The sequence below is a fragment of the Acidovorax sp. NO-1 genome (assembly GCF_000238595.1).
GTDB lineage: Bacteria > Pseudomonadota > Gammaproteobacteria > Burkholderiales > Burkholderiaceae_C > Acidovorax.
Genome location: NZ_AGTS01000087.1, coordinates 1 through 23187 on the forward strand (window position 1 = coordinate 1; position 23187 = coordinate 23187).

The window sequence follows — 23187 nt, forward strand, 5'->3', positions numbered from 1 at the left end:
GATCGGTGGAATCCAACAGAAAAACTCAGCCCCGCTGATATTTCCAGTCGAAAGATGCTGGTGAAAGGCGTCAGAGTTTTTGCAAGTGATGAGAATTTTTGCATCTACTCTGAGAACCTACACTGCGTCCATCGAGCTTGGGCAACAAGGCCCGTTGGCATGCCGACTTGTTGAAGCGTTGCCCCGCGACAGAGTGGACGTATTCGATGGGCGCGATGCTGTCGGTGGCTGAAAACCACTGACTTCGGTTGCCACTTGCATTTTTAGAGACAATCGGTCTAATATTGTTCGATGCAGGTGCAAGACCCCATCCGCCGCCGTGGCCGGCCTCCGAGACAGCGCGACGGCCTAACAGATGCGCGCGAGCTGCTTATGCGCGCCGGCCTGGAAGTTCTCACCGAAAAGGGCTTCTCGGCGACGGGCATCGAGGAAATCCTCAGCAGGGTGGGTGTTCCCAAGGGCTCCTTCTATCACTACTTCGACAGCAAGGAAGCTTTTGGCCTGGGCCTGATCGATCGCTATGGCGAATTCTTCGCGGCCAAGCTTGACCGTCACCTCCTGAACCGGACGCTCACACCCCTTGCCCGCCTGCACGCTTTCATCGATGACGCCAAGTCGTCCATGGCGCGCTTTGGCTATCGCCGGGGTTGTCTGATCGGCAATCTCGGCCAAGAAATGGGCGCATTGCCTGAGAGCTTTCGGGCGCGGCTGCAGCACACCTTCGAGGATTGGCAGCGACGTTTCGCACTGTGCCTGGTTGAAGCCCAGCAGGTGGGCGAACTCACGAGTGAAGTGAATGCGCAGCAAGTGGCCGAGTTCTTCTGGATCGGCTGGGAAGGCGCAGTCTTGCGCGCCAAGCTCGAACGCCGCGCCGCGCCGCTGGATGTGTTCACGCAGTTCTTCTTCGCCGGCTTCCGGTCGAAGTGATTTTTTTGTCAACCACTAGACGATCGGTCTATTTTCCAAGGAGAGCAAATTGTTCAACGGCATCTTGATCACGAAGGAGGAATCGGGTTATCGCGCAGCGGTTGCGCAGATGGACGAGGCGCAGTTGCCCGCAGGTGATGTGAGCGTGCGGGTCAGCCACTCGACGCTGAACTACAAGGACGGCCTGGCCATCACTGGCAAGGGTCCGGTGGTGCGAAGTTTCCCCATGGTCCCGGGCATTGACCTCGTGGGCGTTGTTGAGGAGAGCGCCAACCCCGCTTACCGTGCGGGCGACACCGTGCTGCTCAACGGTTGGGGGGTAGGCGAAGTGCATTGGGGTGGCCTGGCCCAAAAGGCTCGCCTCAAGGGCGACTGGCTCATTCCTCTTCCTTCGGGGTTCACGCCGCAGCAGGCGATGGCCATTGGTACCGCAGGCTACACCGCGATGCTGTGCGTGCTCGCGCTTGAGCGCCACGGCGTCAAGCCGTCGGATGGCGAAATCTTGGTCACGGGCGCGGCTGGCGGCGTTGGCAGCGTGGCCGTCGCGATCTTGGCCAAGCTGGGCTACACGGTCGTGGCCGCTACCGGCAGGACGAAAGACGCGGACTACCTCAAGCGCTTGGGTGCCAGCGAGGTGATCGAACGCGCTCAATTTGCTTCCCCCGGCAAGCCTCTGGGTAAGGAGCGATGGGCTGGTGCCGTGGATGTCGTGGGCAGCCATGTGCTGGCCAATGTCTGCGCCACAACCAAGTACGGGGGCGTTGTGACTGCCTGCGGCCTGGCCGCAGGCATGGACTTCCCCGCCACCGTTGTGCCTTTCATTTTGCGCGGCGTGACCCTCGCGGGCATCGACAGCGTGATGTGTCCGCGTGCAGACCGACTCGTCGCGTGGCAACGCCTGGTCACGGATCTTGATGTAGCCAAGCTTGGCGATATCAGCCGCGAAGTCGGCTTGGCAGAGGCGATCCCGTTGGCCAACCAGCTCCTAAGCGGCGAAGTGCGTGGTCGCATCGTTGTCGATGTGAACCGCTGAAATCACGATTTCCCCCGCCAGCTTCGATTCATCAATCAAGAGAAAACCATGAACTAAGATACGCAAGCCCCCGTGAGTCGCTTTCCCGTTCCTGCACTCAAGGACATGCCCGAGGACATTCGCATGCGCATCGAGTCCGTGCAGGAAAAGTCCGGCTTCATCCCCAATGTCTTCTTGACGTTGGCGCACCGCCCCGACGAATTCCGCGCCTTCTTCGCGTACCACGATGCCTTGATGGAAAAGCCTGGCAACCTGACCAAGGCCGAGCGCGAGATGATCGTGGTGGCCACCAGCGCCGCCAATCAGTGCCAGTACTGCGTGATCGCGCACGGCGCCATCCTCCGCATTCGTGCCAAGAATCCGCTGATCGCCGATCAGGTCGCCACCAACTACCGCAAGGCAGACCTGACAACGCGTCAGAAGGCCATGCTGGATTTCGGCATGAAAGTTTCCCAAAGCGCACAACTGGTGGGTGAAGCTGACTTCGACATGCTCAAGAGCCACGGCTTCACCGAAGACGACATCTGGGACATCGCAGCCATTTCCGCATTCTTTGGCATGTCCAACCGGCTGGCCAACGTAACCAGCATGCGGCCCAACGACGAGTTCTACGCGCTGGGGCGCGGCTGATCACCAAGGGGCCCAACGATGTTCAAGAACTGGAAGGACTATCTTCTTGTCGGCCGCCGTGCAGGCGCGGCGCTTCACAAGGCCAATCCACGGATGGTCGCGGGCTTTCAGGCGCTCAGCGCAGGTCAGAACGGCAACGGCGCGCTCGACGCGAAGACCAAGGAGCTGATCGCGCTCGCCGTCGCGGTCACCACGCGCTGCGACAGTTGCATTGCCGTCCATGCGCAAGCCGCGCGCAGGGCGGGCGTGACCGAGGCGGAGCTCACCGACGCGCCATGGGCACCGCGATCGCGCTCAATGCGGGCGCGGCGTACAGCTATGCGATGCGCACACTCGAGGCCTACGATCAGTTCGGTGAAGCGGCGAGATGACATGTTCGATGTGGGTCGACTTGCCTGTGCCGTGGTATCCCTGAATCATCACGCGGCGGTTGTGCACAAAGCTCGCGAGAATTGCCAGCGTGGTGTCCCGGTCGAAGATGTAGTCGGGATCGAGATCGGGAACATGTTCGTCGGCCTGGGCGAAACCCATCACCTTCATGTCGGTGTCGAAACCGAATACGTCCCGCACGTTGATGGCCACGTCGGGAACTGTAAGCTGAGGCGACGGCGTCGGCGCGGGTGTGGCGGGTACAGCTGCAGTCATGCGCAATGGGTCCTCAGGGGCGGCCAGCGTTCCTCAATTCGGGTGTGCCTCAACCCAAAAAAGTCGAGACGGTGGCCACAAACTCGCGCGGTTTCTCGGCGTGCAGCCAATGGCTCGCTCCAGGAATGCACGCGAATTGAGCCTTTGGAAACAAGGCTTTGATCGTGCCGCGGTGATCTGTTGAAACATAGGTCGACACCTCGCCAGACAGGAACAGGGTCGGCCCGTCAAAGGATCCGGACAGATCGGGGAAGCCGATGATCTTGTCCATCTCGGCAGCCAGAACGTCCAGGTTCAGCCGCCAGCGCTTGTCTTTCAGATCAAGGTTTTGCAGCAGGAAATCATCGATGCCGGGGTCCAGATCACCCAGTTGCGCCTTGGCCTCGGCCCGCGTTGTCACGCTGGTCAGATCGACGCGCCGCATCGCCGCAATCGGGCCCATCTGCGTATGCCGATAGGTCACCGGGGCGATATCCGCGACGATCAGCTTGCGCACTTTGTCGGGGGCTTGCAGCGCGAGCACCATTGCCGCCTTGCCGCCCATGGAATGCCCCAGCACATCGGCAGGTGCGTCCAGCACAGCCGCCAGATCGGCGGCCATATCTTCATAACTGTGGGTTGCCGCCCATTCCGAAAACCCGTGATTGCGCATGTCCACGACGACCACCCGCCGTGCTTCGGACAGGCGTTTGGCCAGCACCCCCCAATTGCGCGCTGATCCAAACAGCCCGTGCGCGATCAGCAATGGCGGTCCCGGCGCGTCCCCATAAGTGACAGTGTTCAGCATGCGTCGGTCCTCGTGCTTTCCGTGTTGGCCCCGAGCATACTGATTGAGCTTGGCGCGCGCTGCAACATGTCCGAGACGGCCCACACACCAAGCATCATCTTACGCCCGGTCTGAGCAAGAGATGTGCGGGCAGCTCAGAAGCGGTTGAAGCCGCCTTTTTGCGCAATGTAGAGTGGAGAGATGCCCGCCAGAACGCCCTTGATATAGGGCGTCGCGTTGTCCGACACGATGCCGGTGCAACTGGTCACCAACTCGAAGAAGCGGCCCGCATAGCCCTCTGCGAAGCCCTTGACGTGCAGATCACCGTTTTCGGCATCGGCGTAACGCTCGAGGATGTGCCAGGTGCTGGTATCGCCCACCTCGTACCACTCATAGACGAGCGTTCCGGGCTATTTGCGCGTTCTCTCGACCAGTTCGTTCATCAAGGTCATGAAACCAGCGCGCTTGGTTTCGGGCACTTTGACCTCAAGATGGATGTGGATGGTGTCGGTGGATATGGTTTGTTTCCTTTGTTGAAAAGTTCATTGGGTTTGAAAGATGGGCCAGTTCACCCCGCGCTGCGGCCAACAGGTTTTCGGCGGGTAAATCGGTGTGATGTGTTGCACTGCAGAGGCTGGTGTGGACGTCGGCCTTGACCGGGCTCAGACCGAGGTCGCGATGAAAGGCGGAAACGCTGTCCGCGCCTGACGCGATATCCCCTGACACAAGGACCATTGCATGGGCCAGAACGCGCGGGCTCCCGTGGTGCGTTGGCCGCCACCGTTGCGCGGTGCCGACCAGTTTTCTACCATTTATCGAAAGGTTCCAGTCGCCGTCGCAGAAGCTGCCGGGGGTGTTCCCAATATCCAGTGTTTCTACGCGCAGCCCGGCCCTGAATATCCGGGTGAGCAAGCGGTAGCCGTCTTCGATGGTGAAGCCCTCCGGCGCATCAAAGCTGAGCGCCAGGTTGGCCATGCCCCGGCCTTGCGGAACGGTGCCACCTCCGGTCGGGCGCACATGAACGGGCCAGCCTCGCGTGCTCGATAGGCTGGCGGCCTGCGCGAATCCATTGCGTGTTTCATAGGCGCGCGGGCACACGAGTGCATTGGCATCTGCTGTCCACAGGCCCACCTGCGGGCCCTGCGCTGAAAAGAGGCCTGCTTCAAAGGTCAAGCCTTCGGACACAGACCCAAATCGGCGCAAAGGCGTCGTCACCCGGACATTCCTTCGACTTCTTCACAGATCGTGGTCAGCAGATCGCCCGCCGGCGCGCCATCCAGCGCACGGTGGTCAAAGGTGAGCGAGAGGCCGACAAAAGGGCGAAGCTCTATGCCGCCATCAGGTGCCCGTACCGGGCGATCCGTCATGCAGCCAATACCTAAGATGCAGATCTGTCCGGCGTTCAGGATTGGAGTGAAGTGCTCCACCCGCGTCAGGCCGAGGTTGGTGATCGTGAAGGTGCCGCCCGTCATCTCGGTCACGGTGAGCTTGTTGATCTTGGCCCGCGCCGCCAAGTCCTGTCGCGCACTCCGCAACGCGCTCACATCCATATCACCCGCACCAGAAATCGCCGGGGCCACCAATAAGTTGCCCGGCAGTGCGATGGCAACAGACAGGTCAATCGCTTCGTGCAGATGAACCTCGCGGTCCTTGGTGCGGCCATTCGCATCGGGATGCTTCTTGAGCGCGCGGATCACGGCCAGCATCAGCAGATCCTCCACCGAGGCCTTGGTCCCCTCTTCCGCCAGCCGCGCCTTTTCCGCCAGCAAAGCAGTAGCGTCCGCACTGCCGTGATGGGTCAGCTGCGCCGCGGTGGCCAGGCTCTTGACCATGGCGTCCGCGATCATGCCGCGCACGCCTTTCAGTGCTACGGTGCGCACGCCGTCGGTCATGCAATTGTTCCGATGACAGCGCCTTTGGAAACCACCGCGTCGGCCTTCTCTTTGATAGCTACGGTGCCCGACGCGGGCGCGTGGATTTCGTATTGCACCTTCGCAGTCATGATTTCGGCGATCAACGCGCCTTTTTCAACGGTGGCCCCGTCGTTGACCAACCAAGTGGTGATGACGGTTTCTACGTCTTCTTCCCAGAGGTTGGTGGGGATGATGATGTCTGTCATGGAGCTTTCCTGTGTTGGGTGGGACCGCCTGTGAAGGCGGCCCCGAGACGCACGGTCAGGCCGCTTTCATGCTGTTGAACGCGGCAACGATCTTGTCGGGGTTGGGCAGGCAGAACTGCTCCATGACCCTTGCGTAGGGGATCGGCACATCTGGATACGCCACCCGCTTGGGCGCGGCCTTGAGGGCCGAGATGTCATGTTCCGTCACGCTGGCGATGATCTCGCCGGAGACGCCGTAAGACATGTAGTCCTCGTCCACGACGATGAGGCGACCCGTCTTGGCGACGCTGGCGCGGATCGTGTCGCGATCCAGCGGGACCAGGCTGACCAGATCGACCACCTCAGCGCTGACGCCTTGGCTCTCCAGCTTCTCGGCTGCTTTCAGAGCGTTGTGCACGCCCATCCCGACGCTGACGATGGTGACGTCTTTTCCTGAGCGCACGACCTTGGCTTTGCCGATTTCGACCGTGTAGCTTTCCACTGGGGTGTGCACCGTTGCGCCCGCTTCTGTGGCAAGCCATCCCATGCCTTGCAGGCCCTTGTGGTACATGTAGACGACAGGGCTGTCATCGCGCATGGCTGCGGTCATCAGCCCCTTGGCGTCATAGGCATTCGACGGGCAAACCACCTTCATGCCGGGCAGGTGCGCAAAGGTGCCATACAGACATTGCGAGTGCTGCCCGCCGTCGGAGTAACCGCCACCGGTCGACGTCATCAGCACCATCGGCACCTTGAAGTTGCCACCCGAAAAGTAGATGTTCTTGGCCATCAGGTTGTAGATCGCGTCAAAGCAGACGCCGAAGAAATCGACGAACATCAGTTCGACAACCGGGCGCATCCCGTCTTGGGCAGCCCCGACAGCGGCGCCGATGAAGGCGGTCTCGGAAATCGGCGTGTCGCGAATGCGCTCAGGGCCAAATTCCTCCAGCAAACCGCGTGTGTTGCCGTAAACGCCGCCGAGGGCGCCGATGTCCTCACCCATCACAAAGACGGTGGGGTCGATCTGCATTTCCTGTTGCACGGCCTCGGCCATGGCGCGAGCAATGGTCAGTTTTCTTTCGTTGGCTACGCTCATGCTCTGTCTCCTTAAGCGAACACGGAAGTCAGCGCGGTTTCTGGCGCCGGATCCGCACTTTCGCGGGCAAATTTGATGGCTTGTTCAACGCGGGCAGCGGCCTGTGCCTCTATCGCGTCGAGCTCTGCGCCGGTGGCCACGCCATCGGCGATCATCTTGGCGCGCATCTTCGGAATCGGGTCCTTCGCGAACAGCGCGTCCTTCTCGCCCTTGGGGCGGTAGCCTTCGGCATCACCCATGAAGTGGCCAGCGAGCCGATACGTTTCGATCTCCAGCAGGGACGGGCCTTCACCAGCGCGGGCGCGGGCAATCGCTTCACCAGCGGCCTCATAGATCGCGTAAGGGTCGTTGCCTGCGATGCGCTTGCCAGGTATGCCGTAAGCGGCCGCACGGTCTGCGTTGTTGGAGATCGCGGTCGAAGCCTCCTTGGACACCGAAATCCCCCAGGCGTTGTCTTCGATGACGCAAATGAAAGGCAGCTTCCAGGTCGCGGCGAGGTTCATCGCTTCATGCCAGCCGCCCTGGTTCACGGCACCCTCGCCAACGAAAGCCACGGCAACGCCGGGCTTTTTCTGCATCTTGCGGCTAAGGGCGGCACCGACGGCTGGGCCCATGCCCTGGGCAATGATCCCCGAGCAGGCAAAGTTCACCTTCGGATCAAAGAGGTGCATGTGCCCGCCACGCCCGCCTGAAAGGCCGGTCGCCTTCCCGAAGATCTCGGCAGCCATCTTGTCGAGGTCCACCCCCTTGGCAATGGCCTGGTGGTGCGGACGGTGCGTGGCGGTGACGATGTCGCTTGCTTCGAGATGCGCACAGACGCCCACCGCCACAGGTTCTTGCCCGTCGGACAGGTGCATCTCACCGGGAATCGGGCCGTCGGCCATGCTGAACACGGGCAACTTGCCCTCGAAATAGATTTTCGCAATGGTCTCTTCGAACTTGCGGCTCGTGACCATGTTGCGATACATCCAATGCTGTTTCTCGCGGTTTGGTGTCATTGGTTTGTCTCCTATAAAAATGCTCAGATACACGAACGACGCAGGTGCGCCGCCAACTCGTCGACGTCGGACCGCTTCGCAAGCAAAGTGGTCACCCCCTGGTGGCGCGTCTCGCAGGTACTTTTTTGCAAAGGCCATGCCATAAGTCGGATCTGTAGAAGAATCGCGGGAATACCCTTAAAGAGACCGCACTAAAAGCCGGTTTGAGGGCGTTCCAAAGGCTTTGAGGGCGGTGTGTCGGCCTGCTGAATGCCCATGGCAGCGACACCTGTGTGCTACAGGTGTCGCACCAGCAAGCGAACGAGCGACAGGTGTCGCACCTGCGTATATCTGCAACCCCGCCGCCAACTAGGAAAGCCAGGGCTGGACCTCTCGCGGCCAATCACGCCAAAAGCGGAAAGTGCCGGCGCCTTCTGATTCAGGCCTGCTGATTGGGGCTGACGATGCCCAACTTTTGCATGCGACGGTAGACAGTCGCTCGGCATATGCCCAGGCTGCGCGCCGCATGGGTGATGTTCCAGTGGTGCGCTCTCAGAACCTGCACCAAATCATCCCGCTCCGAACCAGCGGCGGCATCGACAGGTGATGCTGGTAAGCCAATCGACAGCATGCGGGGTGGGGGCAAGCTGGCACGCATGGCACCCTGGATGTCGAGCGGGAGGTGTTCCAGTTCGATGGCCTCGCCACCGCTCAAAGCCAGGGCGGCGCGCAGTATGTTCTTCAGTTGGCGGATGTTGCCTGGCCAGTGGTAGGTCTGCAGCGCGGCCAACGCATGGGGGGAGGCCGTGCCCGCACGGGCATAGAGCGACCGGCCTTCCTCCTGCAGCAGCTGGCGGATCAAGCCTTCCTTGTCTGTGCGCTCATGCAAACTGGGCAACGCCAGCGTGACGCCATTGAGGCGGTAAAACAGGTCCAGGCGGAAAAGTCCGTTGGCGACCAGCTCGTTGAGGTCCCTGTGCGTGGCGCAAACTATCTGTATGTCCACGGGCACCGAAGTTTCTGAACCCAGCGGCGTGACTTCCCTTTCGGCCAGTACGCGCAGCAAGCGGGTCTGCATCGCCAAAGGCATGTCCCCGATTTCGTCCAGAAACAGCGTGCCGCCGTGGGCCTGCTGAACCTTGCCCCTGGCCCCCTTGCTGCGTGCGCCGGTGAATGCGCCCTCTTTGTAGCCAAAGAGTTCGCTTTCGATCAAGGTGTCCGGGATGGCAGCGCAATTCACTGCGACAAAGGCTTTGGATCGCCGCGTGCTCGCCTCGTGGATCGCTTTGGCAAAGGCCTCTTTGCCGGTGCCCGATTCACCCTGCAGCAAGATCGCCAGGCCCTTGTCTACCACACGGAGGGCCTGCTGGGCATTGCGCGTCATGCTGGCATCGTTCCCAGCAAGTTCACGCAGCGCCTTGTCATCCGGGGTATGCAGCATCGGTCGTTGGCGTTCGGTCACTGGTGTGAGCTTGCGTGGCCCGCGCGCCAGGGCAAAACACCGCTCGCCCGAGTGCAGCAAACGCAACGCCAGCGGCTCCGGGTGGGCCAGTGAAGCGCCAAGCAGTCGCTCCATCCGCGCGTTGAAAACGTCTTCGACATGGGCGCCGGTCAGCATCGCCGGCGTGCGCCCCACGGATTGCAGAAAGGCCTGGTTGGCCGCAACGATCCGGCCTTCCTCGTCCAGCGCGAGCAAGCCCTCTGTCGCCACTTCTAGAAAATCGCGCCGTCCGGCCAGACGCAGCACCAGGTTCCGGTCGAATTGCTTGAGAAACTGGGCGTTCTCGATCAAACGAGCGGTCGACTTGACCATCTGCAACACCAGGTGCTGACTGCGCTTGTCGTCCGGCGAGTACAGGGCGGATGCATCCAACACCGCCTGCACCTGGCCATCGACGCCCAACAGGGGCGCGGCGCTGCAGCTCAGGGTTCGGTAGGGCACACGAAAATGTTCTTCATGATGAACCGTGATGGACCGCTGCTCCAGGTTCGCCAGCGCCACGGCGCATGTCCCCTCCGTCTCCTCTGACCAGCAACTGCCGAGGTACAGGCCGGCCTGTCGCAGCTCGCGGTCCAGCAATGGGTTGCTGATGAAGTCGACGGCGACGCCGTGGGCATCCGTGAGCAGTATCACATACCCGGCGTCACGTATCTGCAGGAACAACGACTCCATGCCGCTGCGCGCAACATCCAGCAGGTCTTCCATCGGCAAGCGATGGTCTTGCAGGGCAGTCGCGGTGAGGACGCGCGGCGGGTCACTGCGTCCCGGGTCGAGCCTGTGAACGCCCATCGACCGCTGCCTTGAGCGCTCGATCACGTCGTCTGCACGCCAGGATATGTCCGAGGTGGCCTCATGACCGGGTGCACTCCAGTGGCTGCTGAATGCCATGTTTGTCTCCTGGCTTCTTTATGCTGGCACCCGCATCAAGGCGGGTTTATCCAGGCGGTCGTGTCTGTCGCAATGTGGCGAGACCTACAAGCTCTGCCGCAGCCTCACCGCGACACCGTTGGCCTTTGCACGCTCAATGATAGGTCCGAAGCTCGAAAAAATGACCATCTCGGGATTTGACCTGACCTTCACCAACCGTACCAAGCGGAGGTTAGTGAAGTCCGTCAACCACCAGGAGAAAGACGAACATGAAGAAGAGCAGATCATCCGGTTCTGGCGGCAGTCCGAGGCCGACCTGTCAATCGTATTCGTTGCGGCCCTTCAGAACCCTTCGAGCACGATCTTGCCGCGCGCCGTTCCGCTTTCGATCTGCGCGTGCACCCGGCGCAAGGTCGCGGCATCGATCCTGCCGGCGGTCTCGGTGGCCGTCGAGCGGATGCGCCCGGCGTCAACCAGCGCCGCCACCTCGGTCAGCATCTGCCCCTGGCGCGCCATGTCCGGCGTGCCGAACATCGAGCGCGTGAACATCAGCTCGAGGGCTCAGGCACCTGCGAGATCTGCTGAAGCAAGACCCTGTGGGTCGGCCGGTGCGCACCGCTGACCATTGCTATGGCTGCACGGCCGGACAGGGCAGCAGTTGCGGTGGTGCACTCAAGGCGGAGCAGTGATGAGGGTCGCCAAACGTCTTGCGCTCGTGGCGCTGGTCGTGGTGCTGGTGTGGGCATTTTTCGCAGCCGGTGGTCCGAAGTGGCTGACGCTCGAAGGGCTCAAATCGGGTCTCGATCAATTTGCCGCATGGAAAAGCACATCCCCTGTTTTGCTTGGCCTGGGCTTCGGCGCGGTGTATGTGCTGGTGGCGGCTCTTTCCCTGCCGGGCGCTGTCATCCTGACACTGGCCGCTGGCGCCATCTTCGGTCTGCTCTGGGGCACCTTCATTGCGTCTTTTGCGTCCACTCTTGGCGCGACCTTGGCGTTCTGGAGCGCACGATACCTGCTTCGAGACTGGGTGCAGGCGCGCTTCGGTGACCGGCTCAAGCCCATCAATGACGGAATGGCTCGCGATGGCGCTTTCTACCTCTTTACGCTGCGCTTGGTCCCCGTCTTCCCGTTCTTTCTCATCAACCTGCTGATGGGCCTGATGCCTATCCGCTCGCTGACCTTCTACGGGGTCAGCCAGATCGGCATGCTGGCAGGCACTTTGGTGTACGTGAATGCGGGTACGCAGTTGGCGCGCATCGATAGCTTGGCCGGCCTTGTCGCGCCGGGTGTCACGCTGTCATTGGTCTTATTGGGTGTGTTTCCGCTGGTTGCCAAGATGGTCCTGGGATAACCCCGCGCTGTTGCCGGTCCTCGCCGACAGGGTGATCGGACTTCGCCAAGGCAGCGTGGCCTTTGATTTACCAACTCAACAGGTGGGAGACAGGCAACTGGTCGCACTGTACAAGCCTCTAGCGAGCGAGCCACCTGCTCATTGGCAAGTAGATCTACCTGTCCCCGTGCAAAAAGAGAAACGGATTCTCCAATGACTACCAACGACATCGACACTGCGGGCCGAACTTGTCGGCCTCCGCTACCGCAAGCCCTGCGCGCACCTGCAGCACGTTGGCAGTGTCCATGATGTCCTGCGTGGTGGCGCCCCAGTGCACGTAGCGCCCAGCTTCGCCGCACATCGCCACCATCTGGTGCACCAGCGGCAAGATGGGGTAGCCCACGATATCGGTCTCATGCCGCATGTGGTCGAAGTCCACGCGGTCCAGGCGCGACTCGCGGGCGATGGCTTCGGCCGCATCGGCAGGAATCACACCCACGCGCGCCTCAGCGCGGGCCAAAGCCACCTCGACCTCGATGTAGCGGGCGATCAGGCTCTGGTCCGAGAACACGTCGCGCATGCGGGCCGTACCAAAGGCGTCTCTGAACAAAACCGAATCCAGCACCGTGCTGGCAGGCGAAAAAATGGAAGAAGTCATGGTTTTGCGGGATATGTTGATAAAATGCGAACATATATAAATGTTCGAACAAATAAACTTTAATATGTTCGAACAAATTGCCATGCAGGGTTTACCCTGTATGTTTGCGCACCCCTGCTTCGCATGACCACAGCCAAGAACACAGACCTCGCCCGCGACCTCTCCGAAGGAATCTCCTCTGGCCGCTATGCCGTGGGCACGCTGCTGCCCACCGAATTCGAGCTGTGCGAGCAATACGGTCTGAGCCGCTATGCCGTGCGCAAGGCGCTGGATGCGCTGCAGGAGTTGGGGCTGATCTCGCGCCGCAAGAACGTAGGCACCCGTGTGGAGGCCATGCGTCCTTTGGCGGGCTTCACCCAGTCCATCGCCACCGTGGAAGAGCTGGCCCGCTTTGGCGCAGAGCACGTGCGCACGGTGCGATCCACCGGCGAGGTGGTGACCGACCTGCAATTGGCCCAAGCTCTGGATTGCCCTGGTGGCACGCGCTGGCTACACATCGCCTGCCTGCGCATGGAGGATGGCAAAAAGGCACGCCCAATCTGCTGGCTGGACCTGTACATCGACCCTGCCTATGCCGACATTGGCGAGTTGGTGCGCAACGCGCCTGAAACACTGGCCAGCACGCTGATTGAGGAGCGCTACGGCCGCCGCATTACGCGCATTCGTCAGAGCATCGAGGCGGTGCTGATTCCGCGCGAGCGCAGTGACGACCTGGGCGTAGAAGCGGGGTCGCCGGCGTTGCAGATCACGCGGCACTACCTGGACGCGGCAGACCAGGTGTTCGAAATCTCCGTCTCGCTGCACCCTGCGGACAGGTTCAAGTTCTCCATGGATCTGCACCGGTCAAAGGAGTGATCGATATGCAATCGCGCTCGATATGATGAGTTTGAGGCAACCGTCAGATGACGGCAAAGCGCCTTACAGCACCTACACGTCAATCAAAAGACTGGGCTCAAATCGCCCATTTTCGACCACACCGTTGGGCGCGTAGCCGCGCGGGTTGGCCACGACGCGCGTGGCGCCCACCTGGTAGTCGCAACTGTGGTGCACGTGGCCGTGCAGCCACAGGCGGGGCTGCCAGCGCAGGATGTGCGCTTCCAGGTTGGAGACAAAGCAGGCGTTCAGCGGTGAGCCGACAAACTGCGGCGCAATGCTGCCGGGAGAGGGCGCAAAGTGCGTGACCACTACCGTGGGGCCATCGAAGGGCTCGGCAAAGCGTGCTTCCAGCCAGGCGACGGATTGGTCAAACAGCATTTGCGAGACGGCGGGCGTAAAGCGGTCCGGGAAATCCGGGGTCAAACCGATGCGGCTGAAGTCGCGCACAAACGCCTGCGCCTTTTCCAGCCCGTCCTCGCGCTGCGCGGGCGAGTCGAACAGCCGGTAATCCGACCACAGCGTGCAGGCCAGAAAGCGCACGCCGCCATGGCGCCATTCCTCGCGTTCTAGCACGCGCACCTGGCTGCCCTGCGCCTCGGTGCGCAGGTTGGCCATGGTGCTCACCAGGTCGGAACCATAGAACTCGTGATTGCCAGCGACGTACAGCGTGGGCCGGTTGAACTGCCGTGCCCAGGCCACGCCTTGGGCGGGGCGTTGCAGATCGCCGGCCAGGACGACGAGATCAGCGTCGGTGTGCGGCATTTCCAGGGGCTGCACGGACAGGTGCAGGTCGGAGAGCAGAGCGATTTTCATGGGCGGGTTTCGCGGCAACGAGACAGGGGGCATTCTGACCCGGAGGACGAAACCGACTTGAGCACGCGGCCATTGCGGATATTCGGGGGGCTGTCACCTTTTTGGTGTGCTCGGCGTCCAATGGTCACAAGCCCCAAAAAAGCGAGCCCACCATGCAGTCATTGTCTCTAGCCCATGCTCAGCCGACCGTTTCCACCCCTTGTTCCGACGAACAGCTGGTGGCGAGCGCTCTGCAAGGAGATCAGAGTGCCTTTGAAGCCATCATGCGGCGCCATAACCGAGTGCTGTTTCGCGCAGCGCGCGGGGTTGTCTTCGACGACGCGGAGGCGCAGGACGTGGTGCAGGAAACCTACCTGCGCGCCTTCACGCGGCTGCGGGATTTTCAGGGGGATGCATCGCTGGCGACCTGGATGGCGCGCATTGCCATCAACATCGCACTGGACGTGCTGCGCAAGCGCAGCCGGTCGGTGCCGCTTGACCCCCAGGATCTGGACCACGAGCCTTCTCCGGAGCACATGATGTCCTTTAGCGCCCCCCCAGACGTATCGCCCGAATCCGTGCTGGCGCGCACCGAACTGCGCGCCCTGCTGCAGTCCGCCATCGAGGGGCTACCGCCCATCTACCGCAGTGTGTTCATCTTGCGCGCCGTGCAGGAAATGAGCGTGGACGAAGCTGCGTACTGCCTGCAGGTGACCGACGCCGTCGTCAAGACCCGCTACCTGCGCGCCCGCTCCCTGCTGCGCGATGCACTCGGCGCGCAGGTTGAGGCGCATGCCGAGAGCGTCTTTGCGTTTGCCGGCGAGCGCTGCGACCAGGTCGTGCGCTATGTGGTGGCCGAGCTGCAGCAGCGCCATCTCATTGCGCGGCGCTGAGCACAGCCAAAACACCCCCGCGACGCCATCCCGTCTGGCCGTACCGCGCGTATGGCCTGCAGCGCCGCGCCTGGCCAGAGTCACCTTATTCAAATTTGCCGGCCGTTCCAGGTGTCGGCGCAACGGTTCATCAACCCACGGAGAAAACCATGAAGAGCACTTCCATTTACGTCCCCTCGCAGGCCTTGTTTCTCTCGCGCCGACGTGCCATGTCGGCATCCGGCGCAGCCGTGCTGTCCGCAAGCGCCGTGGCTTTGCTGGGCGGGCGCGACGCGCTGGCCGCCGGTGCCAAGGTGAGCGCCCAGGAGCTGGAGGCTGATGTGCGCATCCTCAATACCGCCCTTGGCGCTGAACTGGAGGCGGTGGCGGCCTACCAGGTGGGCGCGGAAAGCGGCCTGCTGAGCAAGGCGGTGCTGCCGATAGCCGTCACGTTCCAGGGGCACCACAAGGAGCATGCGGCGGCCATTGCCAGCACGGTGCAAAAGCTCGGTGGCAAACCCGTGGCATCCAAGGAAAAATACCAGTTTCCCGTGGAAAAGCTCAAGGTGGAAGCCGACGTGCTGCGCTTCGCGGCCGGCTTGGAGCGCGGCGCCATCTCGGCCTACCTGGGCGCCGTCCCCTTGTTTGCTGACCGTACGCTGGCGCAGGTCGCCGCGAGCATCCTGGGCGACGAGGCCATGCACTGGGCCGTGCTGCGCCAGGTCCTGGGCGAGGCGCCCGTGCCTTCAGCCTTCATGTCATGAAGCCGCGCTGCCTTGTCGTGGCTCTGGGGCTGGCGGGCGGCCTGCTCGCCGCCGATGCCCGCGCGGCGCCAGACGCAGCATCGCTGGCACGCGGTGAGCAGATATACGCGCGCTGCGCCGCCTGCCACGCGATCGAGGGCAATCGCACGGGGCCCCAGCACTGCGGGCTGTTTGGGCGCCGTGCTGGCACCGCGCCCGGATACAGCGCCTATTCCAAAGCTATGCGAGAGAGTCAGTGGGTATGGGATGAGAAGTCGCTCCACGTTTTCTTGAAGGACCCCATGACAGCGTTACCTGGAACATCCATGGGCTACGCCGGCGTAAAAGACGCAGCCGAGCGGTCGGACCTGATCGCCTGGCTGAAGGTGGCTTCGCATCTCGGCGAGGCGTGCAAGCCCGCTCCTTAGTACTGTCGCGAGCACGAGGGTCGATCTGACATTCAGTTGCGCTGCTGGGATGCCGGAATCCATGGTCGATTGGAGGCAAAGATATGAAATATGCAGGTTGTTAGACACGCCGCTCGTCGGTGTGGCGTCTTGCAATACTGATCGGTGTGACCGCCACGGCTGCCGTCGCTTGCGGAGGGGCACTGTGGTCGATGACCAAGAGCCGCCCAAGAGGCGCTGACTGCACAGTGGTCGGGACGTCTTCCGATATGACACATTTGGCGACGAGGCTCGATGGACCGACGCGCTCGGACTGCACGAAGTCGTCGCGGCGGCGGTCGATCCCGTGACAGCCTTGTCCATAAGGCTCAAGGTAGATGCCGGGGCGCTTCCCGCTGACGTGCACCATCAGCACGTTGACGCCCCCCTGGATCTAACCTAAAGCGCGGATCGCGTGAGCGCGCGCACCGCGCAGCAGCCTCAGCCCGTTGCCGACCACCAGGAGGCTGGCCCCCATGTCCGCAAAAACCGCCATCCACATCGACGCATTCCCAAAGACCGCAAGCACGAGGAACACCGTCTTGATGCCCAGCGCCAGCATGATGTTCTGAAGAAGGATGCTCCGCGTGCGCTTGGAGAGCTGGATGACTTCGGGGATGCGGCGCAAATCGTCGTTCATGATGACGATATCTGCAGCCTCCATGGCCGTGTCGGTTCCTACCGCACCCATGGCCAAGCCGATGTCGGCGCGTGCCAGCGCAGGGACGTCGTTGATGCCATCTCCCGTCATCGCCGTGGCGCCGTACTGGGTCTGCATCTGCTCAATGGCCGACAGCTTGTCTTCTGGCAGCAGGTTACCATGCGCCTGGTCAATGCCCGCCTGTTTGGCGATGCTCTCTGCCGTGGATTGGTTGTCTCCGGTCAACATGACCGAGGCGATCCCCAGAGCGTGCAGTTGAGCGATGGCCTCCCGTGAGCTGTCCTTGATGGTGTCGGCCACCGCAAAGATAGCAAGAACCTCTGACTTGCTGGCCAGAAGGGTAACCGTGTGGCCCAGCGATTCCTGTTCATGCAGCAGCGCCTCGATAGCGGGGTTGCAAAGACCCCGCTCCTCGATGAGCCGATGGTTCCCCAGAATCAGGGGTTGTCCTTCAAGCTGGGCTTCCACACCACGTCCGGCAAGGGCCGTGAAGCTCGCCACGGAGCTCTGGCCAGCAGAGAGCCCTTGCGCGATGGCTTTGGATACGGGGTGGTCGGAGTGACCAGCCAGGTTCGCCGCCCAGCCCAGAATCTGGGTTTCGGGATACGTTCTGGCCAGCACGTGCTGGGCCACCAGTTTGGGTTTTCCTTCCGTGATCGTGCCGGTCTTGTCGAGCGCAATGGCCTTGAGTTTGTGCGCGTCTTCCAGGTAAACCCCGCCCTTGATGAGGATGCCACGCCGGGCCGCAGAAGCCAGACCACTGACCACCGTCACCGGCGTTGCGATCACCAGCGCACAGGGGCAGGCGATGACCAGCAGTACCAGAGCCTTGTAGACGGCATCCACCCACGTCAGGTCCATAAAGACCGGAGTGAGCGTCGCCACAAGAACGGCCATGATGAACACAGCCGGGGTGTAAATGGCAGCAAACCGGTCCACGAACTGCTGTGTGGGGGCGCGTGAGCCCTGCGCCTGTTCCACCGAGTGAATGATGCGGGCCAAGGTGGTGTTGCTGGCCTCTGCCGTGACCATCACCTCCAGGGTGCCTGTTTCGTTGATGGTGCCAGCAAACACGGGATCTCCAGGAACCTTGTCCACCGGAATGCTCTCTCCCGTGACCGGCGCCTGGTTGACTGCGCTGGTCCCAACGGCCACCGTGCCGTCCAGCGGCATGCGCTCGCCCGGCCTGACCCGGACGATGGCGTTGACGGGAACCTGTGCAGCGGCCACCGATTTCCAGCTGCCGTCAGGCTGGCGTACTTCGGCCGTCTCGGGCGTGAGATCCAACAGGCTCTTGATGGCATTGCGTGCACGGTCTACCGCGCGGCCTTCGATCAATTCAGCAATGGCATAGAGGGCCATCACCATGGCGGCTTCTGGCCATTGGCCAATGAGAAACGCGCCGGTCACGGCCACCGTCATCAGCGCATTGATGTTCAGCCGTCCCTGCAGCAAGGCGGCAAACCCCTTGCGGTAGGTGGAAAAGCCCGCCAGCCAGATGGCCGCCGCCGCCAGGGCCATGCCAATGCCCTTGAAGGCCAGCGTGTCTGGAGAGAAGAAGGCCACGGCTTCGGCGCAGACGGCCAGGCCCAGCGCCAACCCCATACGCCCGAGTTCGTCGGTGGTGGAGGCCCGCCCAGGGGCTTCGCCCGTTGCCGCAGCGGTTGCCACGGGCTGCGGGTCGAACCCTGCCTTGCGAATGGCCGCCAAGGCTTGAGGAATCACAGCATCAGGGGCGTCAATGGTCAGCGTGCGTGCGCCGAGCTGAAACCCCAGGCCGCGCACCCCGGCAATTGACTTCAGCGCGCGGCGGATCTCACTTTCTTCGGCTGCGCAGTCCATGGCCTCGATGCGGAACATGGCTCCCTGGGGGCCACGCCCATTTGCAAACGAAGGCGCTGCGGTTGCTAGCGAATGTGGGGTACAGCAAGTATCTGGAGAGGCCGCAACCGGGCTGGCGCAACAGGAATCAAGCTGAGTAGAGACGGGAGCGGCTGGAGCGCAGCATGGGTCCTGGGAGGTTGGTTTTTGTGCTTCGTCGCAGCAGGATTTCATAAATTTCTCTCATTGATGCCTCGATTGGAAACCTTGGAGTCGCTACAGTGTCAAGTCTCCCGAACACCCCCCGACCTCACAAATGCAGATCAAGCAACTGGCTGCCGCCACAGGCGTTGAAGCCGAAACGATCCGTTTTTACGAAAAGGAAGGCCTCTTGCCTCTACCCGCGCGGCTGGCCAATGGCTATCGCAACTACGCTCCGGCCCACCTGGAGCGGTTGTCGTTTGTGCGGCACTGCAGGGCGCTGGACATCCCGCTGGCTGACGTGAAGAGCTTATTGGGTGCATTGGATGCCCCGCAAGAGGCGTGCGCAGACGTCAACCATTTGATCGACGACCAGCTACGTCGGCTGCGCGCTCGCCTCGTCAGCATGATGGCGTTGGAAAACCAACTGCTGCAACTGCGCTCAGCATGCAGTGGAGAGCACGCAAATCTGAGTTGTGGAATTCTCAACGAGCTTGTTGCGGCCGCACATGGCGAAGCGGGTGTGTGCCATGGAGGAAAAAGCGATTGACTTTGCCTTCATCGCAAGGCGGAGACTAGATTCTTCTTAACTTTTTGCCATGAGGCGAAAGATGAATGAATTCCAGCTTCCCAACATGACCTTGTGGACACAGTGCCGGGATGGTGAACCAGACACTGCAGATCGCAGATCCCGATTACAAAATACAGGTGGACATGTCCAAGTGCATGCTCACCGTGAAGAGTGCTGAAGATCGTCAGACGATTGCAGATGCGCTCACTGAGGCTGGGCATTTGCCCTCCTGGCTACGCGTCCGTACCCTAAAGTATCTGCTTGGGCACACGTCTATCGCGGCGGACATTGACATGTACGTTTCCCCAGCGAGCCCTCGCCCTGACGTGACAATTGTCGACCGAGTGTCCCTAAGTTTGGACTATTGTGACCGCCCTCTGTATCGGAATTACTTGGGGGGTGAACCCGGTGTGGCTTCCTTGTGCGGCATAGCTTCACGCGCATTGGCTTTCTCCTGATCACGCGCTTCAGCCTTGTTGGTATCGGCGAGGCCAGTGCCTACCCCCCCCTGCTGTACTGCCTTCCTTGGTCCGTTTCACGCCGGTCGCAGGACGGGCCTTTTTGTATTCCTCAGGGAAAGAGAGCTTTCATAGTTACCTTGGGTTTTGAATGAGGAAAGGAGGCGATCAGTGGCCGTTGCCGGTGTGCTCAGGCACCTCATTACGGCGGCGAGAGGTTTTCGCCGTCCTGCAGCGATGCAATCAGTGGGCAGGAGACATTCCCTTTTCTCGCATGACAGGCGCATACCAGTTCAGACAGCACCGACTCCATGCGTGCCAAGTCGGCTATCTTCTCGCGCACATCCTTGAGCTTGGACTCCGCCAGTGCGCTGGCTTCTTCACAATGAGTTCCATCGTCTAGCCGCAGCAGCTCGGCTATTGCATCCAGGCTGAAGCCCAGGCGCTGAGCCGCTTTGACGAAGCGCACCCGCGTCACATCTGCCTCTCCATAGCGGCGAATGCTGCCGTGAGGCTTGTCCGGCTCAGGCAACAACCCCTTGCGCTGATAGAACCGGATGGTCTCCACATTGACCCCGGCCGCCTCGGCAAAGGCGCCGATCGTAAAACTCTCCAAATTGGCTTTCATACCCCTTGACTCCGTACATGACTACGGAAGTAAGGTTACGTGATTCAACCAATTTTGAAAGGTCAAGCGCATGTCGGAGCCAAACAACGGGCGCACAGCGCTCTTCGCCGGAGGGCTGGCGGCCATCCTTGCCTCGACTTGCTGCCTCGGACCGCTGGTTCTGATTGCCCTGGGATTCAGCGGGGCATGGATTGGCAACCTGACAGTGCTGGAGCCCTACCGCCCGATCTTCATCGGCGTAGCGCTGGTGGCGCTGTTCTTCGCCTGGCGGCGCATTTACCGCCCGGTGCAAGCCTGTAAACCGGGGGAGATCTGCGCGATTCCCCAGGTGCGAGCTGCCTACAAGCTTATTTTCTGGAGCGTGGCCGCACTGATTGTGGTCGCGCTCGGGTTCCCCTATGTCATGCCATTTTTCTATTGATCACAGGAGTTCTTCATGAAACAACTACTTGCCTCCCTGGCGCTCACCCTGGCCGTTGTCCCCGTGTGGGCCGCCACCCAGACCGTCATGCTGGCCATTCCCGGCATGACCTGCTCCACCTGCCCGATCATCGTCAAAAAAGCGCTTTCCAAGATCGAAGGCGTTAGCGAAGTTGAGGTGACCTTTGAGACGCGCGACGCAGCTGTCACCTTCGATGACGCAAAGACCAGCGTGCAGAAGCTGACCAAGGCAACCGCAGAGGTGGGGTTTCCATCCAGTGTCAAGCGGTGAAGCATTGACAACTGCACTGCAGCGCATGTGATGCCGTTACCTGGCGCGCACAAGCAAAAAGGATCTGTCGCATGACCCATCTGACAATCACCGGCATGACCTGCGGTTCGTGTGCGGCACACGTCAAAAAAGCCTTGGAAGACGTGCCCGGCGTACAGTCGGCATTTGTCTCCCACCCCGAAGGCACTGCCCAACTTGTCACCCTGCCGGGCACATTGCCCGATGCTCTGACTGCCGCTGTGGCCAGACTGGGCTACAAAGCAATGCTCGCCGATGTCCCCCCCAAACACAACCACGCTGGATCGCTCGATCAGGTGCGTCAGTGGACAGGGGGCGCTGACAAGCGCCGTGGCAACGAGCGTCCGCTGCAAATAGCCGTGATCGGAAGTGGTGGAGCCGCTATGGCGGCAGCACTGAAGGCCGTCGAGCAAGGCGCGCACGTCACGCTGGTGGAGCGAGGCACCATCGGCGGAACTTGTGTGAACATTGGCTGTGTGCCGTCCAAAATCATGATCCGCGCCGCGCATATCGCGCATCTGCGCCGAGAAAGCCCGTTCGATGGGGGCATGTCACCCACACCGCCGACGATCCTGCGCGAGCGGTTGCTAGCGCAGCAGCAGGCACGTGTCGAAGAACTCCGCCATGCCAAGTACGAAGGCATCCTGGACGGCAACCCAGGCATCACGGTGTTGCACGGTGAAGCGCGTTTCAAGGACGATCGGAGCCTTGTCGTCCGTTTGAGCGAGGGGGACGAGCAGATCGTGGTGTTCGACCGCTGTTTGGTCGCGACAGGAGCCAGCCCGGCCCTACCGCCGATTCCGGGTTTGAAAGAGTCACCCTACTGGACTTCGACGGAGGCGCTCGCCAGTGCCACCGTTCCCGAACGGCTGGCTGTGATTGGCTCGTCGGTGGTGGCGCTGGAGCTGGCCCAGGCTTTTGCCCGGCTAGGCAGCAAAGTAGTGATTCTGGCGCGCAGCACCTTGTTTTTCCGGGAGGACCCGGCCATCGGAGAGGCCATGACTGCTGCTTTTCGTGCCGAAGGCATCGAGGTGCTGGAGCACAGGGAAGCCAGCCAGGTCGCGCATGTTGACGGTGAATTTGTGCTGACGACGGGGCACGGAGATATCCGCGCTGACAGGCTGCTGGTCGCAACGGGGCGGACACCGAACACGCACAGCCTCGCGCTGGACGCGGCGGGGGTCACAGTCAATGCGCAGGGGGGCATCGTCGTTGACAAGGGCATGCGCACCAGTGGCCGGAACATTTACGCGGCAGGCGATTGCACCGACCAGCCTCAATTCGTCTATGTGGCCGCAACCGCAGGCACGCGCGCGGCCATCAACATGACCGGTGGGGAAGCGGCACTCGACCTGACCGCGATGCCCGCCGTGGTGTTCACCGATCCACAAGTAGCAACCGTGGGCTACACCGAAGCAGGAGCGCGCAATGGCGGCATTGAGACCGACAGCCGGCTGTTGACGCTGGACAACGTGCCACGTGCGCTCGCCAACTTCGACACGCGTGGTTTTATCAAGCTGGTGACCGATACCACCGGGCACTTGATTGGCGTGCAGGCGGTCGCGCCGGAAGCTGGCGAACTGATCCAGACGGCGACCCTGGCAATTCGACACCGCATGACAGTGCATGACCTGGCCGACCAGTTGTTCCCCTATTTGACGATGGTCGAGGGACTCAAGCTCGCGGCGCAGACCTTTAGCAAAGACGTCAAGCAGCTTTCTTGCTGCGCAGGATGAGACACGAGCAAGTTGGTAAGAGTGCCCGAACAGTATCTCTGGCTATTGATTTGCGCCGATTGGCCAAGCAACAGCCAACGCCGAGCGATCTTTGTGTAGGGCTGTTGATTTCCGGGGAGATAGT

At 61.6% G+C, this 23187-nt stretch carries 25 protein-coding genes and 3 pseudogenes; 14 read left to right on the forward strand and 14 right to left on the reverse strand.

Features of this window, described 5'->3' with window-relative positions:
• Nucleotides 1-291: 291 nt before the first annotated feature.
• The 4 genes and pseudogenes from KYG_RS13940 to KYG_RS23860 all read left to right on the forward strand — a co-directional run bounded on the left by KYG_RS13940 (nt 292) and on the right by KYG_RS23860 (nt 2961).
• A complete protein-coding gene (locus KYG_RS13940) occupies nt 292-927 on the forward strand; it encodes a TetR/AcrR family transcriptional regulator (protein ID WP_034397988.1) in 636 nt (211 codons plus the stop codon).
• A 49-nt stretch (nt 928-976) separates the two neighbouring features.
• Nucleotides 977-1960 (forward strand): MDR family oxidoreductase, encoded by a 984-nt coding sequence (locus KYG_RS13945; RefSeq protein ID WP_008905557.1) that lies wholly within the window; start codon nt 977-979, stop codon nt 1958-1960.
• Between the two features lie 72 nt (nt 1961-2032).
• Nucleotides 2033-2590, forward strand: a complete 558-nt coding sequence (locus KYG_RS13950) for a peroxidase-related enzyme (protein ID WP_085942584.1) — start codon at nt 2033-2035, stop codon at nt 2588-2590.
• 18 nt (nt 2591-2608) lie between these two features.
• Nucleotides 2609-2961, forward strand: a pseudogene (locus KYG_RS23860) (carboxymuconolactone decarboxylase family protein).
• On the opposite strand, the gene KYG_RS13960 reads toward KYG_RS23860, so the two are convergent.
• From KYG_RS13960 to KYG_RS14000, 10 genes and pseudogenes are all read right to left on the reverse strand, one after another.
• The gene (locus tag KYG_RS13960) at nt 2885-3235 is read right to left on the reverse strand and encodes a cobalt chelatase subunit CobS (protein WP_008905559.1); all 351 of its coding nucleotides are present in this window, start codon (nt 3233-3235) and stop codon (nt 2885-2887) included. The pseudogene KYG_RS23860 and the gene KYG_RS13960 sit on opposite strands and share 77 nt — an antisense overlap.
• Nucleotides 3236-3284: 49 nt before the next feature.
• Nucleotides 3285-4022, reverse strand: a complete 738-nt coding sequence (locus KYG_RS13965) for an alpha/beta fold hydrolase (RefSeq protein ID WP_008905560.1) — start codon at nt 4020-4022, stop codon at nt 3285-3287.
• A 134-nt stretch (nt 4023-4156) separates the two neighbouring features.
• A complete protein-coding gene (locus KYG_RS13970) occupies nt 4157-4381 on the reverse strand; it encodes a hypothetical protein (protein WP_008905561.1) in 225 nt (74 codons plus the stop codon).
• A 106-nt stretch (nt 4382-4487) separates the two neighbouring features.
• The gene (locus tag KYG_RS24450) at nt 4488-5216 is read right to left on the reverse strand and encodes a hypothetical protein (RefSeq protein WP_139019386.1); all 729 of its coding nucleotides are present in this window, start codon (nt 5214-5216) and stop codon (nt 4488-4490) included.
• Complete coding sequence (locus KYG_RS13975; protein ID WP_008905563.1) at nt 5213-5893, reverse strand: 2-oxo acid dehydrogenase subunit E2; 681 nt, start codon at nt 5891-5893, stop codon at nt 5213-5215. Before KYG_RS13975 ends, KYG_RS24450 begins: the two co-directional genes overlap by 4 nt.
• Nucleotides 5890-6120 (reverse strand): biotin/lipoyl-containing protein, encoded by a 231-nt coding sequence (locus KYG_RS13980; protein WP_008905564.1) that lies wholly within the window; start codon nt 6118-6120, stop codon nt 5890-5892. The genes KYG_RS13975 and KYG_RS13980 overlap by 4 nt, the downstream gene beginning before the upstream one ends.
• Nucleotides 6121-6175: 55 nt before the next feature.
• On the reverse strand, nt 6176-7195 hold the full coding sequence (locus tag KYG_RS13985) for an alpha-ketoacid dehydrogenase subunit beta (RefSeq protein WP_008905565.1): 1020 nt from the start codon (nt 7193-7195) through the stop codon (nt 6176-6178).
• Between the two features lie 11 nt (nt 7196-7206).
• A complete protein-coding gene (locus KYG_RS13990) occupies nt 7207-8193 on the reverse strand; it encodes a thiamine pyrophosphate-dependent dehydrogenase E1 component subunit alpha (RefSeq protein ID WP_034397995.1) in 987 nt (328 codons plus the stop codon).
• 418 nt (nt 8194-8611) lie between these two features.
• Entirely contained in the window at nt 8612-10561 is a 1950-nt protein-coding gene (locus KYG_RS13995; protein ID WP_050813863.1) for a sigma-54-dependent Fis family transcriptional regulator, read from the reverse strand.
• A 321-nt stretch (nt 10562-10882) separates the two neighbouring features.
• A pseudogene (locus KYG_RS14000) lies at nt 10883-11095 on the reverse strand (zinc-binding dehydrogenase); the annotation flags it as partial.
• 14 nt (nt 11096-11109) lie between these two features.
• On the opposite strand from KYG_RS14000, the gene KYG_RS24455 reads away from it, so the two are divergent.
• Both KYG_RS24455 and KYG_RS14005 read left to right on the forward strand, forming a co-directional pair.
• Nucleotides 11110-11229, forward strand: a complete 120-nt coding sequence (locus KYG_RS24455) for a DUF3641 domain-containing protein (RefSeq protein WP_202798343.1) — start codon at nt 11110-11112, stop codon at nt 11227-11229.
• Nucleotides 11229-11891, forward strand: a complete 663-nt coding sequence (locus tag KYG_RS14005; RefSeq protein WP_008905569.1) for a TVP38/TMEM64 family protein — start codon at nt 11229-11231, stop codon at nt 11889-11891. Before KYG_RS24455 ends, KYG_RS14005 begins: the two co-directional genes overlap by 1 nt.
• Before the next feature lie 229 nt (nt 11892-12120).
• Here the strand turns inward: KYG_RS14005 and KYG_RS14010 are convergent.
• A pseudogene (locus KYG_RS14010) lies at nt 12121-12528 on the reverse strand (3-carboxy-cis,cis-muconate cycloisomerase); the annotation flags it as partial.
• A 123-nt stretch (nt 12529-12651) separates the two neighbouring features.
• Between KYG_RS14010 and KYG_RS14015 the strand changes: the two are divergent.
• The gene (locus KYG_RS14015) at nt 12652-13383 is read left to right on the forward strand and encodes a GntR family transcriptional regulator (protein ID WP_008905571.1); all 732 of its coding nucleotides are present in this window, start codon (nt 12652-12654) and stop codon (nt 13381-13383) included.
• 72 nt (nt 13384-13455) lie between these two features.
• On the opposite strand, the gene KYG_RS14020 is transcribed toward KYG_RS14015, so the two are convergent.
• The gene (locus tag KYG_RS14020) at nt 13456-14217 is read right to left on the reverse strand and encodes a metallophosphoesterase (RefSeq protein ID WP_008905572.1); all 762 of its coding nucleotides are present in this window, start codon (nt 14215-14217) and stop codon (nt 13456-13458) included.
• A gap of 152 nt (nt 14218-14369) precedes the next feature.
• Between KYG_RS14020 and KYG_RS14025 the strand changes: the two genes are divergently transcribed.
• The 3 genes from KYG_RS14025 to KYG_RS14035 all read left to right on the forward strand — a co-directional run bounded on the left by KYG_RS14025 (nt 14370) and on the right by KYG_RS14035 (nt 16239).
• The gene (locus KYG_RS14025) at nt 14370-15089 is read left to right on the forward strand and encodes an RNA polymerase sigma factor (RefSeq protein ID WP_034694706.1); all 720 of its coding nucleotides are present in this window, start codon (nt 14370-14372) and stop codon (nt 15087-15089) included.
• A gap of 149 nt (nt 15090-15238) precedes the next feature.
• Nucleotides 15239-15832, forward strand: coding sequence for a ferritin-like domain-containing protein (locus KYG_RS14030; RefSeq protein ID WP_008905574.1), 594 nt, complete (start codon nt 15239-15241; stop codon nt 15830-15832).
• Entirely contained in the window at nt 15829-16239 is a 411-nt protein-coding gene (locus KYG_RS14035; RefSeq protein WP_008905575.1) for a cytochrome c family protein, read from the forward strand. Before KYG_RS14030 ends, KYG_RS14035 begins: the two co-directional genes overlap by 4 nt.
• A gap of 412 nt (nt 16240-16651) precedes the next feature.
• Here KYG_RS14035 and KYG_RS14045 read toward each other — a convergent pair whose 3' ends face one another.
• Nucleotides 16652-18973 (reverse strand): cation-translocating P-type ATPase, encoded by a 2322-nt coding sequence (locus KYG_RS14045; RefSeq protein ID WP_139019387.1) that lies wholly within the window; start codon nt 18971-18973, stop codon nt 16652-16654.
• A gap of 82 nt (nt 18974-19055) precedes the next feature.
• Between KYG_RS14045 and KYG_RS14050 the strand changes: the two genes are divergently transcribed.
• Entirely contained in the window at nt 19056-19490 is a 435-nt protein-coding gene (locus KYG_RS14050) for a Cd(II)/Pb(II)-responsive transcriptional regulator (protein WP_008905578.1), read from the forward strand.
• Nucleotides 19491-20171: 681 nt separating this feature from the next.
• Here KYG_RS14050 and merR read toward each other — a convergent pair.
• Nucleotides 20172-20597 (reverse strand): Hg(II)-responsive transcriptional regulator, encoded by a 426-nt coding sequence (gene merR, locus KYG_RS14060; RefSeq protein ID WP_008905580.1) that lies wholly within the window; start codon nt 20595-20597, stop codon nt 20172-20174.
• Nucleotides 20598-20667: 70 nt separating this feature from the next.
• Here merR and merT point away from each other — a divergent pair, with 70 nt between their 5' ends.
• From merT to merA, 3 genes are all read left to right on the forward strand, one after another.
• Nucleotides 20668-21018, forward strand: coding sequence for a mercuric ion transporter MerT (gene merT, locus KYG_RS14065; protein WP_008905581.1), 351 nt, complete (start codon nt 20668-20670; stop codon nt 21016-21018).
• Nucleotides 21019-21033: 15 nt separating this feature from the next.
• Nucleotides 21034-21309 (forward strand): mercury resistance system periplasmic binding protein MerP, encoded by a 276-nt coding sequence (gene merP / locus KYG_RS14070; RefSeq protein ID WP_008905582.1) that lies wholly within the window; start codon nt 21034-21036, stop codon nt 21307-21309.
• A gap of 71 nt (nt 21310-21380) precedes the next feature.
• Nucleotides 21381-23063, forward strand: a complete 1683-nt coding sequence (merA, locus tag KYG_RS14075; RefSeq protein ID WP_008905583.1) for a mercury(II) reductase — start codon at nt 21381-21383, stop codon at nt 23061-23063.
• Nucleotides 23064-23187: the final 124 nt, after the last annotated feature.